The organism is Parapedobacter sp. (genome assembly GCF_053550995.1).
In genome coordinates this window covers 1-15118 of the sequence record NZ_JBMQOC010000109.1, presented here as the reverse complement: position 1 = coordinate 15118, position 15118 = coordinate 1, and the positions used below count along the sequence as shown (strand labels likewise).

15 protein-coding genes and 1 pseudogene are annotated in these 15118 nt (G+C 50.0%); 10 read left to right on the top strand and 6 right to left on the bottom strand.

Annotated features, from left to right (window positions below):
• From ACO1NT_RS14595 to ACO1NT_RS14585, 3 genes and pseudogenes are all read right to left on the bottom strand, one after another.
• Positions 1-237, bottom strand: a pseudogene (locus ACO1NT_RS14595) (hypothetical protein); the annotation flags it as partial.
• Positions 238-391: 154 nt separating this feature from the next.
• Positions 392-598, bottom strand: coding sequence for a hypothetical protein (locus tag ACO1NT_RS14590; RefSeq protein WP_449049461.1), 207 nt, complete (start codon positions 596-598; stop codon positions 392-394).
• A 259-nt stretch (positions 599-857) separates the two neighbouring features.
• Entirely contained in the window at positions 858-2063 is a 1206-nt protein-coding gene (locus ACO1NT_RS14585) for a CynX/NimT family MFS transporter (RefSeq protein ID WP_449049460.1), read from the bottom strand.
• A 221-nt stretch (positions 2064-2284) separates the two neighbouring features.
• Here ACO1NT_RS14585 and ACO1NT_RS14580 point away from each other — a divergent pair, with 221 nt between their 5' ends.
• From ACO1NT_RS14580 to ACO1NT_RS14570, 3 genes are read left to right on the top strand one after another with little or no spacing between them, the layout of a single operon-like run.
• Positions 2285-4408 carry a ribonucleoside triphosphate reductase gene (locus ACO1NT_RS14580; protein WP_449049459.1) on the top strand — a complete coding sequence of 708 codons (2124 nt, stop codon included), beginning with the start codon at positions 2285-2287 and terminating at the stop codon, positions 4406-4408.
• Positions 4386-4568 (top strand): anaerobic ribonucleoside-triphosphate reductase, encoded by a 183-nt coding sequence (gene nrdD, locus ACO1NT_RS14575; RefSeq protein ID WP_449049457.1) that lies wholly within the window; start codon positions 4386-4388, stop codon positions 4566-4568. The genes ACO1NT_RS14580 and nrdD overlap by 23 nt, the downstream gene beginning before the upstream one ends.
• A complete protein-coding gene (locus ACO1NT_RS14570; RefSeq protein WP_449049456.1) occupies positions 4549-5226 on the top strand; it encodes an anaerobic ribonucleoside-triphosphate reductase activating protein in 678 nt (225 codons plus the stop codon). The genes nrdD and ACO1NT_RS14570 overlap by 20 nt, the downstream gene beginning before the upstream one ends.
• Before the next feature lie 84 nt (positions 5227-5310).
• On the opposite strand, the gene carB is transcribed toward ACO1NT_RS14570, so the two are convergent.
• Entirely contained in the window at positions 5311-8127 is a 2817-nt protein-coding gene (gene carB / locus ACO1NT_RS14565; protein ID WP_449049455.1) for a carbamoyl-phosphate synthase large subunit, read from the bottom strand.
• Between the two features lie 210 nt (positions 8128-8337).
• Between carB and ACO1NT_RS14560 the strand changes: the two genes are divergently transcribed.
• The 6 genes from ACO1NT_RS14560 (at position 8338) to ACO1NT_RS14535 (ending at position 12282) form a co-directional block, all read left to right on the top strand.
• Positions 8338-8841, top strand: a complete 504-nt coding sequence (locus ACO1NT_RS14560) for a hypothetical protein (RefSeq protein WP_449049454.1) — start codon at positions 8338-8340, stop codon at positions 8839-8841.
• A 167-nt stretch (positions 8842-9008) separates the two neighbouring features.
• Positions 9009-9368, top strand: coding sequence for a hypothetical protein (locus tag ACO1NT_RS14555; protein ID WP_449049453.1), 360 nt, complete (start codon positions 9009-9011; stop codon positions 9366-9368).
• A gap of 300 nt (positions 9369-9668) precedes the next feature.
• A complete protein-coding gene (locus tag ACO1NT_RS14550) occupies positions 9669-9857 on the top strand; it encodes a helix-turn-helix transcriptional regulator (RefSeq protein WP_449049452.1) in 189 nt (62 codons plus the stop codon).
• A 1-nt stretch (position 9858) separates the two neighbouring features.
• Positions 9859-10485 (top strand): Fic family protein, encoded by a 627-nt coding sequence (locus tag ACO1NT_RS14545; protein ID WP_449049451.1) that lies wholly within the window; start codon positions 9859-9861, stop codon positions 10483-10485.
• On the top strand, positions 10482-11762 hold the full coding sequence (locus tag ACO1NT_RS14540; protein ID WP_449049450.1) for a DUF2130 domain-containing protein: 1281 nt from the start codon (positions 10482-10484) through the stop codon (positions 11760-11762). The genes ACO1NT_RS14545 and ACO1NT_RS14540 overlap by 4 nt, the downstream gene beginning before the upstream one ends.
• Positions 11752-12282 carry an AAA family ATPase gene (locus ACO1NT_RS14535; protein ID WP_449049449.1) on the top strand — a complete coding sequence of 177 codons (531 nt, stop codon included), beginning with the start codon at positions 11752-11754 and terminating at the stop codon, positions 12280-12282. The genes ACO1NT_RS14540 and ACO1NT_RS14535 overlap by 11 nt, the downstream gene beginning before the upstream one ends.
• Before the next feature lie 90 nt (positions 12283-12372).
• On the opposite strand, the gene ahcY is transcribed toward ACO1NT_RS14535, so the two are convergent.
• Positions 12373-13689: an adenosylhomocysteinase gene (gene ahcY, locus ACO1NT_RS14530; protein ID WP_449049448.1), complete on the bottom strand. Its 1317-nt coding sequence runs from the start codon at positions 13687-13689 to the stop codon at positions 12373-12375.
• 177 nt (positions 13690-13866) lie between these two features.
• On the opposite strand from ahcY, the gene ACO1NT_RS14525 reads away from it, so the two are divergent.
• Positions 13867-14277 (top strand): BrxA/BrxB family bacilliredoxin, encoded by a 411-nt coding sequence (locus ACO1NT_RS14525; RefSeq protein ID WP_449049463.1) that lies wholly within the window; start codon positions 13867-13869, stop codon positions 14275-14277.
• Positions 14278-14360: 83 nt separating this feature from the next.
• On the opposite strand, the gene ACO1NT_RS14520 is transcribed toward ACO1NT_RS14525, so the two are convergent.
• A partial coding sequence (locus tag ACO1NT_RS14520) for a PDZ domain-containing protein (RefSeq protein ID WP_449049447.1) occupies positions 14361-15118 on the bottom strand: 758 nt, incomplete at its 5' end.

Genomic DNA, 15118 nt, shown 5'->3' with positions numbered 1-15118 from the left:
CCCGCTCGTTGCGTTATCCGTGATTTTCACACGGAGTTCATTGTAGCCTTTATAGAAAGCACCGTTCAGCGCCTCCACGCTGATATCGTAGCCTCCGATATGGATGTTGGCGGCTTCTTTAAACACGATAGGGTCGGAGGTACCCGAATCTATAGCCGCTTCGTAATCCGTTTTTTCTTTGGTACACGACAATGCCGCGAAGCACACCGCACCAAGAAAAAATAATAATCTTTTCATTCCGTTGTTGACGAATGTCTGGTGAACAATGATTGGAACCTGCCGCCTATATGTTATTCGGGAATACAATCCGCCTATTGGCACATGCCGGAAGTGGATGGCGTCCGAAGAACATGCAGCCAGGTAACCTTAAGCTATATCCTATTGGGCAAGGCTAGCTGATTGGGGGGCGGAATATGGGCGTATGATAATTAAACCGGTAGTCAATAAGGTAATGTGAAAAATGGTTTTGGTCGGTTTTTTCCTGCGGCTGGGGCAAAGTGAGCGCTATGCGTCCATTGTGCACATACAGCGAACTGTATTCGTACACCACTAAATTTTTCTTTGCCTCTTTATCCTCTTTTTCTTCTATTTTCTTCATCAACGCACACTGGCCGTTGCAATGGAGTTGAGGTTGGTCTTTATTGATACACTTTGCAATATACGCCGGTAAATGGATTTGATACTCCACAGCCATGATACTGCGATAGAACGATTGCAGTGTCAGTGCGACAAAGAGTATATATGCACAGAAACGTATCAAAACCCGTTTACTTATTTGCGAAAAGCATGTGCAACAAAGATAACGAAAGAATTTACCCGGGAAATGACATCCGTCATTTTTATCGACATATTGCGTGCTAACCCTCGATCAGCTGCGGCTTGGCAACCTTCATGCCCGTGATGAATAAGCAGATGGTGGCTGCAGCGAGCAGAAAGAAGGGTGTTTCCCAATTCCCCACCCAGTCGTACAGCGCACCGAAGAGGGGTGGGCCCGCGGCAGCAAGGGCATACCCGAATGACTGGGCCATGCCCGAAATGCGGGCTGCCTCCCGGGTGGTCTTCGTGCGAAGTACAAACCACATCATCACTAAACTGAATGCCAGCCCGGAACCTAGGCCGAACAGGATCACCGCCGGAATGATAAACTCCGTGCGCCAGCCGATAATCAGCGATATGCTCAGTGCCAATGTGCAGCCGATAAACCAAACCAGTGGGGTGTGGTTCTCCATACGCCCCATGACGATGGGCCCTACAAACATGATGGGCAATTGGGTGAACTGTATGAACGACAGTACCCATCCCGACCTTTCGGATGCCATGCCCCAATCTTGTAGCACCACGGGCAACCAAGCGACAGCACAGTAGAAAAGTAACGATTGAAGCCCCATGAATACGGTAATATACCATGCAAGCCGCGATCCAAACATCGACGTGCCCGTTTTTTGGCGGGGGGCCAATGGATCTATGGATGCATCGCTTTGGCTTCGCTTGAGTTGCGGAGCCCAAAAAACAAGGGCGATGATGGAAAAAACCAGCCATACACCGATGGACCCTTTCCATCCCAAGCCTGTCCAATGACCGATGGCGATGCTGAATCCCGAAGCCAGGGATGCCGTGATGTTCATGGCTACGCTATAGATGCCCGTGACCAGACCAATTTTTCGAGGAAATCGCTGTTTGATGAACGGCGGAACGAGCACGTTGCCGAAGGCGATGCCGCAACCTACAAGCGCTGCACCTGAAAACAGTAGTGTAGTAGACCAAGACGCTCGGACAAACAAACCCAAGCCAATGGCCCAAATGGCGGCCCAAAGCAATGTTTCGATGCGCCATGTGTCAGCCAATTTGGAGGCCACCGGCGATAACACGGCGAACGCCAACAAAGGAATCGTGGTAATGAAGCCTGCCAATGTATTGGACAAACCTAGCGCATCTTGGATCTGCGGAACCACTGGCCCCACGCTGGTGATAGGTGCCCGTAAATTGGTGGCCACCAAGACAATGCCAATCAGCAAAATAAATCTATTCCATCGCGCCGTTGCCGCTGTTTTCTCCGTTACCATGTCAAAATAGTGTGCCCTACCCCATGCGCCGGCGAAAGTAGGGTTAATTTGGGCGATGCCACAATGGATTCTGCATTTTGACAATAGGATTATGGACGAATAGAGATTTCCACATTCCGCCCGGGATGTGCATATCTTTTTCTGCCAATTGTGCGTACGGTCATAAAGTAAGCCCGGTGGTGGGGCCTAATTTTGTGTCTCACAATAACCATAGGAACAGCATGGAAAAATACGTCATCAAACGGAGCGGGGCCTACGAGCCATTCCAACCCTATAAAATCAAAGACGCTATCACAAAGGGCTTCAAAAGTATATCGGGTTTGCCGGACGACGCTGTCTATGAAACGGTCATGGCATCGCTCGACGAAAAGGATACGTGGGCAGTGGAAGAAATCCAGGACCGCATAGAAAAGGCGTTCTATGAAAGGCAGCATTTCGAAGCCATGCGTTCTTTCATGTTGTACCGCCATACACGGAAGCTACAGCGTGAGCACATGCACGGCTTTAATGAAGACACGACGTATGTAGACAGCACGCAGACCATCGAGGAGTACATCACCCAAACCGATTGGCGCATCAACGCCAACGCCAACGTTTCTTATTCCAGCGCCGGATTGATAAATAATACCGCTGGTAAGGTAATCGCCAATTATTGGCTGGATAAGGTATACAGCAAGGAGGAGGGGTATGCCCACCGGAACGGCGATATCCACATCCACGACCTGGATTGCCTCACGGGCTACTGTGCCGGATGGAGCCTGCGCGTATTGCTCAACGAAGGGTTCAATGGCGTGCGGGGCCGGGTAGAGAGCCGACCGCCCTCCCATTTCCGGGAGGCCCTGGGGCAGATGGCCAATTTCCTAGGTATCTTACAGAGTGAATGGGCTGGTGCCCAGTCGTTCAGCTCGTTCGATACCTATTTGGCACCCTACGTTTTCAAGGACCAGCTATCGTATACCGATGTGCTGAAAGCCATACGTAGCTTTGTGTACAACCTCAACGTACCAGCACGGTGGGGGCAATCGCCCTTTACCAACATCACGCTCGACTGGAATGTGCCGGAAGACCTCAAGGACCAAATACCCACCAAGCGGGAAATACACCTTTTCGAAGGCCTGCAGGATGAGGCGCTGCACCGATTGGCACACGAGCGTGGCGCCGCGTCGTTGGAAGATCTTTGCTACAAGCATTTCCAAGCCGAAATGGATATGATTAATAAAGCCTATTACACCATCATGACCGAGGGCGACGCCAATGGGCAGCCGTTTACCTTCCCCATTCCCACCGTCAACATCACGGAAGATTTCGACTGGGAAAGCGAGAATGCCACGCTCTTGTTCGAGAACACCGCCAAAATCGGGTCGTCCTATTTCCAGAATTTCGTGGGTAGCCAGTATATGCTGGATGAAGCGGGCAACCGCGTGGAAAACCCCGAAGCCTACAAACCCAATGCGGTGCGGAGCATGTGCTGTCGCCTACAGCTGGATCTACGAGAGCTGCTCAAGCGGGGGAATGGTCTATTCGGCAGTGCAGAGATGACCGGGAGCATCGGCGTGGTGACCATCAATATGGCCCGCCTGGGTTACCTGTATAAGGGTGACAAGGCCGGTCTGTATAAACAGCTCGACCGCTGGCTAGTGTTGGCAAAATCTACCTTGGAAAAAAAGCGGGTATTTATTCAGGAGCTCTATGATAGGGGGCTTTATCCTTATACAAAGCGCTACTTGCCGCATTTCCGAAACCATTTTTCTACCATTGGCGTCAACGGCGTGAATGAGATGATCCGCAATTTTTCGGACGATCGGCACGATATCGTATCGGACGAGGGGATGGCCTTCACCACCGCCCTCCTCGAACATATCCGCATGCGCATGCGCGAATTCCAGGAAAGCACAGGTAACCTGTACAACCTGGAAGCCACGCCGGCCGAGGGAACGACTTACCGTTTTGCCAAGGAGGATAAAAAGCGGTTTCCTAATATCCTGCAAGCGGGTCAGGGCGAAAATATATACTATACCAACAGCTCGCAACTGCCGGTCGATTATACGGAAGACCCATTTGAAGCGCTACTGCTGCAAGATAGCCTGCAGTGTAAGTATACCGGCGGGACGGTACTGCATCTATACATGAACGAGCGGCTCAGCTCGCCCGATGCCTGCCGGAATTTTGTGCGCACGGTCATCGGCAATTTCAAATTGCCCTATATTACCGTTACACCGGTGTTCAGTATCTGCCCCATACACGGTTACCTCAACGGCGAGCACGAGTACTGCCCCAAGTGTGATGATTTAATTTTAGCAACTCACCAACATACAATAGAAGATGAATACACAACAGCAAAATGACCTGGTTTTGCAGCAAAACCAGGAAAGCCGCAGCAAATGCTTGGTTTACACAAGGGTAATGGGGTACCATCGTCCGGTAGAGAGTTTCAATATCGGAAAGAAAGGGGAACACCGGCAACGTACGCACTTCACCGAACGCCGTGCCGACACCTATCTATAGCATTACGCCCTTTACGCTATTGGATTATCCCGGTAAGACAGCCTGCATCTTTTGGTTTGCAGGCTGTAATATGCGCTGCGTGTACTGCTACAACCCCGACATCGTGCTGGGAAAGGGCCGCATGTCCATTGCGAAGACGCTGGAGTTTCTCCGGTCGCGAAGGGGTTTGTTGCAGGGCGTCGTGTTAAGTGGAGGTGAGTGTACGTTGCACCCCACGATTTTCCCCCTGTTGGAGGCGGCCAAGGGATACGGATTTAGTGTAAAAGTAGATACCAACGGTTCACAGCCAACGGTGTTGAAGACGTTGATCGCGCAGCAATTGGTCGATTATGTCGCTCTGGATTTCAAGGCGCTGGAACGTCGATACCAACCGATTACCCAATCGGGGCTGTTCCTCCAATTCGCCGAAAGCCTGGCCCTGCTAAACCGTTCTAAAGTGGCGTTTGAGGTACGTACTACGGTGCATAGCGAATTGATTACGCACGACGACCTCCGGGAGATGGTTGGCTTCTTGCAGGAACATGCCTATAAAGGCACGTATTATATCCAGCATTATGTAAACGGGGTTCCGGTGCTCGGCACGCTAGGCCGGTCGCTGCGCGACGAAAATCCATCGGCTTTATCTCTGGGTGATATACAGGTGGTAGAGCGCTGTTGATTCCTACACGCCGGTTGATGCGGATACAAAAAAGCCCCGGTACCTGTGGTGGCATCGGGGCGTCGCGTTTTTTTTAATGCGCTTCTATTTGCTCAGGTACATCGATTTTTTTGCATACATCTCCCGGAAGAATGGATCTTCCAGATCCTTAATGAACCGGATGGCTTCACCCGTTGATTTCATTTCCGGTCCGAGTTGCTTGTCGACATCGGGGAACTTATCAAACGAGAATATGGGTTCTTTAATAGCGTAACCTTTCAATTTGCGCTCAATAGTAAAATCTGCAAGCTTGTTGGCACCAAGCATTACCTTGGTAGCAATATTGACATAAGGCACATCATACGCCTTGGCAATGAACGGTACTGTTCGTGATGCCCGCGGGTTGGCTTCGATTACATATACTTTTTCATCCTTTATGGCAAATTGGATGTTGAGCAATCCACGTACGTCCAGGGCTTTCGCCAGCTTAATGGTGTATTCTTCCATCAGGCGTTGTACATTCTCCGATAGGCTGAAAGGGGGCAGCACCGCACTCGAGTCGCCGGAGTGGATACCCGCGGGCTCGATGTGTTCCATCATGCCGATGATGTGCACTTCTTCGCCATCGCAGATGGAGTCTGATTCCGCTTCTTCTGCCCGATCGAGGAAATGGTCGATCAGCACCCGGTTACCGGGTAGGTTGCGCAGCAGTTTGACCACGGCGGTTTCCAATTCCTCATCGTTGATGACGATGCTCATGCGTTCGCCACCGAGGACGTAACTCGGGCGGACAAGTACCGGGTAACCCACGTCTTGGGCTACCTTGAGGGCTTCTTCCGCGCTTTCCGCCACGCCGTACTTCGGGTACGGGATATCCAGTGATTTGAGCAGATCGGAGAACCGGCCCCGATCTTCGGCCAGATCCATATTGTGGAAGGATGTGCCGATAATCTTAATGCCGTTAGATTCGAGCTGTTCGGCCATCTTCAGGGCAGTTTGCCCCCCCAATTGTACGATAACGCCTTCGGGTTTTTCCAATTCGATGATTTCACGTACGTGCTCCCAGTAGACCGGTTCGAAGTAAAGCTTGTCGGCCATGTTGAAGTCTGTCGAAACCGTCTCGGGGTTGCAATTGACCATGATGGATTCATAGCCGGCCTCTTTGGCGGCCAGTAGGCCATGCACGCAGGAGTAGTCGAACTCGATACCCTGCCCGATGCGGTTGGGGCCCGAGCCAAGTACGATGATTTTCTTTTTATCGGATACCACCGATTCGTTTTCATCTTCGAAGGTGGAGTAATAATACGGTGTTTGAGCCGGAAATTCCGCTGCGCAGGTATCTACCATCTTATACACCCTGCGGATGCCCAGCTCCCTCCGTCTGTTATAGACGTCATCTTCCGACACATTGCCGAGTAACCAGGCGATCTGTTCGTCCGAGTAGCCTTTTTGTTTTAAGGTGATGAAAAAATCTTTGGGTATATTGTTGAGTTGATAGCGGCGCAACTCAGTTTCCAGACCGACCAGCTCTTGTATTTGGACAAGGAACCATTTATCGAGATTCGTCGCCTTCCGGATGGACTCCAACGGAACGCCCAATTCGAAGGCATCTTTGATATGGAATAGGCGGTCGCTACTGGGGTGTTCGAGGCTATGCATGATTTCCTCGAGGTTACGCAGTTGTTTGCCATCGGCACCGAGCCCATGGCGACCTGTTTCGAGGCTTTGGCAGGCTTTCTGCAACGCTTCGATGAATGTGCGGCCGATGGCCATCACTTCGCCCACCGATTTCATCTGTAGGCCGAGTTCTCGGTTCGCGCCCTTGAATTTGGCAAAGTTCCAACGGGGCACCTTTACAATTACATAGTCTAGCGTAGGCTCGAAATAGGCCGAGGTGTTTTTGGTGATTTGGTTTTCGATTTCGTCCAGGTTATAACCAATGGCAAGCTTGGAAGCAATCTTAGCAATCGGATAGCCCGTCGCTTTAGACGCCAATGCCGACGAACGTGACACACGAGGGTTGATTTCAATGGCAATGATGTCTTCATTTTCGGGGTTAACCGAAAACTGCACATTACATCCGCCGGCGAAGTTGCCGATGGCGCGCATCATCATGATGGCTTGGTTGCGCATCTCCTGGTAACAGCGGTCGCTCAAGGTCATGCCCGGCGCTACGGTAATCGAATCGCCGGTGTGCACACCCATGGGGTCGAAGTTCTCGATGGTACAGATAATGATGACGTTGTCGGCACCATCGCGCAGCAATTCCAGCTCGAACTCTTTCCAGCCCAATACGGCTTGTTCCACCAACACCTCGTGCGTGGGCGAGGCTTGCAATCCACGGCTGAGCGCCGCTTCGAATTCTTCTTTCTTATGTACGAAACCGCCACCGGTTCCACCCAGTGTATACGATGGTCGGATCACCAACGGAAACCCGATTTCCTGTGCGGCTTCCTTCCCTTCAAGGAAAGAGTTAGCGATTTTGGATGTAGCGACGCCTACGCCGATTTCGACCATCAGCTTGCGGAACTCTTCCCGGTTTTCGGTTTTCTCGATGGCTGCCACGTCTACACCGATAACCTGCACGTTATACTTTTCCCACAGTCCCCGTTCGGAAGCCTCGATACACAGGTTGAGTGCCGTCTGTCCACCCATGGTGGGGAGTACGGCGTCTATCTGCTGTTCTTTCAAGATTTGCTCGATGCTCTCGCAGGTGAGCGGCAGCAAATATACGTGGTCGGCAATGACCTTATCGGTCATGATGGTGGCCGGGTTGGAGTTGATGATGGATACTTCAATCCCTTCCTCCTTGAGTGAGAGGGCGGCCTGTGATCCTGAATAGTCAAATTCGCAGGCCTGTCCGATAACGATAGGGCCTGAACCGATAATTAAAACTGATTTGATGGAAGTGTTTCTGGGCATTTTTCCGAACGTTTTGTCGGAGTGCAAAGGTATGTTTTTTAATGGAATAAACGATGGATAATTTAAATAACATCTATTCGGTATGCCAACAGCCCCTTCCACTACCTATTTTTAGGTATTTTTTCTTCGCTACACACAAATTATTTTTTGCTGACAGGAGAATGTCTTACTTTTGGGCGTTTATTGTATTTATATCATAAAATTAAAGCCATGAAAATTAAATTGACATTATTGTCCCTGTTTGTTGCATTTGCTTTCACAGCATCAGCCCAGAGTGATTACAAGAATTCAATCGGTATCCGTTTAGGATCGGGGTACTATGATGTTGTAGCCGCCGCGTTCAAGACATTTATCAGCGAACCTGCCGCATTGGAGTTTGATTTGGGTATCCGTCCGTATTCGGTAGCCGGAATGAAGTGGACGAATCTTTCGTTATCCGGTGCTTACCAACACCATTTCCCCATTGGAGATATCGAAGGGTTTAAATGGTTTGTAGGTGGCGGCGCGGTATTGTCCAACACATTTTCAAACTTTGATGAAAGAAGTGGATTTAACGCAGGCATTTTCCCTACGGGTGGGGTGGACTATAAGTTGAAAAATGCGCCTTTCGCATTCTCAGCTGATATCAGACCGACGATTACCATCGTAAGTGGTTACGATTACTATAACAGCTTTTATGCAAACGGGGGTTTGACTGCCCGTTATGTATTCTAAGGAATAAGTTGTTTTTGCGAATGGTTGCCATTGGTTGAAGAAACCAGTGGCAATTTTTTTTGTGTATACGTTTTGCCTTTTTCGTATCGGTTTCCACCTGTGCCTTATTTCAGTAAATCATTATAAATCAATGCAATTGAATTCTGCATTGGGGGAATAATGATAATTTGCGGCTCAGAGGTGGAGAATCTGGCCAAAATGCTAAACACGACCCTGTTTTTTATGGCCATATTTTACACCTTTTGCTGACAGTAAAAAATAAAAAGTGGCCTGAAGGTGCTGAAAACACAGTTTTTTTGGCGTTTTTTCAAAAACTCATCTGTTACGGTTCAAAACTCATCTACTCCGGCCTGGAACTCATCAATGCCGGCACAGATCGCATCAGTTGCGGCTCAAACTCATCTGCTTTTAGGCTGGAACTTATCTTTTATGAATCAAAACTGATCGACTTTACGTTGGCACTAACTGAGGTTGAGCCAAACCTTATCTACGATAAGCCGAAGCCATTATGGTTTAGGTCAGCATAGATAGGCTTTGCGGCAAAGCCTATCGACTACGGGCCGGAACTCATCTGCTTTGGACCAGCCTTTATCTCTGCCGGAGCAACATACATCGGCTTCGGGTCAAAGCTTATCGAGGTTGGGTCGGCGCACAGTTATTCTGAGGCAAACCATACCGGTTACGGAGCGGAACACATGAGTGATTATTTTTTGTTTGATGCCGGCTTGTTTATGCCGCGTTATAAGTCGGATTTAATTGTATCTCACAAAATGAGATAATAGTCGAGTTTTTGCGTATATTGTGAGGCAATTTCAATAAGCTGAAGGATGAACCGAATTAAAGCCGTCTTGCAGGAAAAAGGTGTCACGCAAACATGGCTGGCCAAGCAGTTGGGTAAAAGTTACAACATGGTGAACGCCTATGTGCAGAATCGGCAACAGCCAAGGTTGGAGGTGCTTTTTGAGATTGCACGGATTTTGGAAGTAGATGTGAGGGAATTATTGAAGACAGATTAAATTGGAAAACCGTACGGCAACGCAGATTACTTCCAAAGAACGGATAGGCTACAGGTTTTGGAACCCAGTGACCATCCGCGAGGCCGTGATAAATTCGATTGTGCATAACGACTTTACCCGCGAGGTACCGCCTAAGTTCGAGCTATTTGCCGATCGCATAGAAATTATTTCCATAGGTACCTTGCCAGAGGGATTGAGCGAGGAGGATTTCTTTAATGGCGTTTCCATCCCAAGGAACCGGGGGTTGATGCGGGTGTATCGCGATTTGGAGTTGGTAGAGCAACTTGGTTCGGGTGTGCCGCGGATTTTGGAAAGTTATGGAAAAGAATGCTTCCGGTTTATGGGGAATTTTATTCGCATGATTTTTTCAGCTTCGGAAGTGGTCACCCCGCAAGTCAAAAAGCTTATAAATGTTTTTGAAGGGATACATAACAGAACGGAATTGCAGTCTATATTAGGTTTACTGGATAGGGAGCATTTTCGAAAATCATATTTGCAGCCAGCGATAGATGCTGGGTTGGTTGCATTGACCATACCGGATAAACCGACCAGCAGTAGGCAACGGTATGTATTAACCGACCTCGGAAAACAACTGAAGGACAATCGAAAGGAAAAACATACAAAATGACCAATAACACCCAGATAAAATGCCCTAGCTGCGGCACTTCCATTGATGTGCAGGACATCCTTGCCCACCAGTTGGAAGCCGAAATCAAACAGAAGTACCAAAGCCAACTGGCTTCCGAACGGCAGCGCTACGAGCAGGAGCAGACGAAACTACAGCAGGAGCGCGAGGCCTTCGAACAAAAGAAAAAGCAGGAAAACGAACTGTTCCAGCAACGCTTGGATAATAAGCTGCGGGAGGAGCGGAAGGCTATCGAAGATCGGCTGAAAGCCAAATTGGAAACAGAGCAGGCCGACCAGTTCAAAGCCCTGCAGCAGGAACTCAACGATAAGTCGGAGCAAATCAAAGACCTCAATCGCGCCAAGGCCGACATCGAACGCTTGAAACGCGAGAAGGACGAACTGAAAGAGGCTGTCGAACTCGACTTGCAACGGAAAATGAACGAGCAACTGCTCGCGGAGCGGGAGCGAATCAAAAAGCTGGAGGAGGAAAAGAACGAGCTGAAGCTACGCGAACTCCAAAAGCAGTTGGACGACCAGAAGAAGCTCACCGAAGAAATGAAACGCAAACAGGAGCAGGGTTCCATGCAGTTGCAGGGCGAAGTACAGGAACTCGCTATCGAGGAATGGTTGTCCGCTCAGTTCCCCCTGGACAGCATCGAAGAGGTGAAAAAGGGCGCGCGTGGTGGCGACTGCATCCAGGTGGTCAATACACACAACCGGGTTGGTTGCGGCAAAATATATTACGAGAGCAAACGTACCAAAGATTTCCAGCCAAGCTGGATCGAGAAATTCAAAGCCGATATGCGGGAGAAAGGTGCAGACGTAGGCGTACTGGTTACCGATGCGATGCCCGCCGGACTTGAACGCATGGGCATCAAAGATGGGGTGTGGGTTTGTTCGTATGAGGAGTTCAAGGGGTTGTGTGCCGTATTGCGCGAAACGGTCATCCAGATTGGATTGGCTGTTGCCTCGCAGGAAAACAAAGGCGACAAGATGCACATGCTTTACGACTTCCTTACCAGTAATACATTCCGTATGCAGGTGGAAGCCATCGTAGAGGGCTTTTCGTGCATGAAGAGCGACTTGGAAAAAGAGAAGCGCGCCATGCAACGGATATGGAAAGAACGCGAAAAGCAAATTGATAAGGTGGTCACCAACACCATTGATATGTACGGCTCGATTAAGGGCATTGCCGGAAATGCGATACAGCCCGTGCAGGCGCTGGAGCTACCTCCGGGCGATTTGCTGGATGGGGAGGAGCCATTGGATGAAAGATAACCAGCCACTCGTCAAAATAGCTGTCGTCGGCCCTGAGTCGACGGGCAAATCCACCACTGCGGAGCTATTGGCACGGCAACTGGGCACGGTATGCGTGCCGGAGTATGCACGTGAATATTGCCGCCACCTTAACCGGGAATATACCTTGCAAGACGAAATGAACATGTTCTACGGCCAGCTGGCATTGGAGCGTAGCTTGGTGCCGCTGGCCCAAAACAACATACTGGTTTGCGATACCATGTTCCTGACCATCAAAGTCTGGTGCGATCACCTATTCGGGCACACTCCGGATGAAGTGTTGGATGCGCTTCGAGCAAGTGATTACGACCTTTACTTACTGATGGATATCGACCTGCCGTGGGTAGACGACCCACTGCGGGATTTCCCGAAGCTGAGAGCACATTTCATGCGGGTGTGGCATAACGAATTGAAAGCCATGAAGGCCAATTACGCCATCGTATCGGGCCTGGGCGAACAACGACATGAAAATGCGTGGGAGGCCGTTCGAAAATTTCTATAAACAAAAAAGCCACCCGTACGGGCGACTTCTGTATTCGTGTAAAAATAGCAATTAGCAACCTGCAAAAAGCAAATTGGCAGAAAAGGAGAGTTAATACCGGTAATGTTCAGGCTTGTATGGCCCTTCCACGGGTACGCCAATATATTCCGCTTGGTGCGGCTCCAATTCATCCAATTCCACACCGATCTTCGCCAAGTGTAGCCGGGCTACCTTTTCGTCGAGGTGTTTGGGGAGCGTATAGACCTTGTTTTCGTAGTTTGCCGTGTTGGTCCACAATTCAATCTGGGCCAGCGTTTGGTTGGTAAACGAGTTGCTCATCACGAAAGAAGGGTGGCCGGTGGCGCAGCCGAGATTCACCAGGCGGCCTTCAGCCAACAGGATGATGTCTTTGCCATCGATAGTGTACTTGTCCACCTGCGGCTTTATTTCCACTTTGGTGTCGCCATAATTATCATTGAGCCAAGCTACGTCAATTTCGTTGTCGAAATGGCCGATGTTACAGACTACGGCCTTATCTTTCATGGTTTTGAAGTGTTCGCCGCGGACGATGTCACGGTTACCTGTCGTTGTGACGATGATGTCAGCTTCTTTAACGGCATTGGCAAACTTCTTCACTTCATAACCTTCCATGGCCGCTTGCAGCGCGCATATCGGATCGATTTCGGTCACGATGACGCGAACGCCGGCACTGCTCAATGATTCGGCAGAGCCTTTGCCCACATCGCCATACCCAGCCACGACGGCCACCTTGCCGGCGAGCATCAGATCGGTAGCGCGACGGATGGCGTCGACGAGCGATTCGCGACAGCCATATTTGTTGTCGAACTTGGATTTGGTTACTGAGTCGTTTACATTGATGGCCGGTAGGTGTAGGGTCCCATTCTTCATCCGCTCATACAGCCGGTGCACACCCGTGGTGGTTTCTTCGGAAAGGCCCTTTATACCTTTGATCAACTCGGGGAATTTATCGAACACCATGTTAGTGAGGTCACCGCCATCATCCAATATCATATTGAGTGGCTGCCGGTCTTCGCCAAAGAACAAGGTCTGCTCGATGCACCAGTTGAACTCGTCTTCGGTCATACCTTTCCAGGCATACACAGGAATACCGGCGGCGGCAATGGCAGCCGCGGCATGATCTTGCGTGGAAAAAATGTTGCACGACGACCAACTCACTTCCGCACCCAACTCAATCAGCGTTTCGATGAGCACCGCTGTTTGGATGGTCATGTGCAAGCAGCCTGCGATGCGGGCACCGGCTAGTGGTTTGGCAGCGCCGAACTCCTCGCGGAGGGCCTTCAAACCGGGCATTTCGGCCTCGGCCAGCTCAATTTCTTTGCGGCCCCAGGCCGCGAGGTTGATATCTTTTACCTTATAAGGTACATAGGTGGTGTCTATCGACGACATATTGTATTGTTTTGTGAACTGCAAAAGTATTGGTTTTGATGGTTATATTCAAACTTAGTTGCTAGCTTACCGCTAAAAATTGACAATGAATTGAAATTGGCGATTTGCTTTCCGCCTGTCAGCGTGGTATCTTTGCAAACATATTTTTAAGTGAACACTAACAGAAAGGACGAAGCAATGTATCCAGAATACTTAGTAGCGCCGATGCGCAATGAGCTTACCAGTGTGGGTTTTGAAGAATTGAAGACCCCCGAAGAAGTAGATGCGGCCATCAAACAGGAGGGGACTGTCTTCGTGGTAGTTAACTCCGTTTGTGGTTGTGCGGCTGCCAATGCGCGCCCCGCGGCAGTAGCGGCCATCAAGAACGAGAAGCATCCGGATAAGGTAGTTACCGTATTTGCCGGCATGGAAAAAGACGCAGTAGATAAGGCGCGCAATTACATGCTGCCTTACCCGCCGTCGTCGCCGGCCATGGCGTTGTTTAAAGACGGCAAGTTGGTGCATATGATCGAGCGTCACCAGATCGAAGGTCGCCCAGCGCAGATGATTGCGGATAATCTGGTGGCTGCTTTTGACGAGTATTGCTAAGGCAGAATTTTTTGAACGCATTAAAACAGGAAAGGCGCCCATGTGGCGCCTTTCCTGTTTTAATGGTTAAGGAGGAGTTACGATCAGTAATCGATCGGCCCGCTGATGGTGCTTACGGCGCCGCGTTGGGGGACAATGGTTACCTTAATCATACCACGCTGGGTCTTTCCGAGCGCGTTCTCCACATCATCTGGTGAGTTGACCGGAACATCATTGATATGGGTAATTACTTGTCCGCGCCTGATATTCTGGAAGTCAAACCAGCCGCCTTGATGTACCTGCGTAACCGTTACACCTGACGATACGCCCAATTCCTTTTTCTTGGAGTCGCTGGTGGGCACAAAGCCAGCACCCAGTTGGTTGTAAAGTTCCGTGGCACTGCGTTTAGCGGCGCTTTCCGATTCTTCTTCGCGTTCCGACGCGCTGGTGTCTTCTTTCAAGGTAACGGTTACATCCCGCTCTTTGCCATCGCGCTTGTAGGTGAGTTTCACCTTGTCGCCCGGCCGAAGTCGGTAAATGCGTTCCTGCAAATCCGAAGAAGAGGTAATCGTGCGTCCATCGAGCTTCGTAACGATGTCTCCTGCTTTGAGCCCGGCCTCTTTTGCCGCACCGTCTTCCACCACATCGATGATATACAAACCGTTCACATCGCTGATTTCCAGTTCTTCTGCCGCCGCAGGGTTAAGTTCACGGAATGTGATGCCAATCAAACCGCGCTTAACCCGCCCGAATTTGATGAAATCATCGGCAATTTTCTTGACCAGGTTTACTGGCACGGCGAAACCATAACCGGCATATGTACCCGTGGGGGTCATGATATTGGAGTTGATACCGATCAATT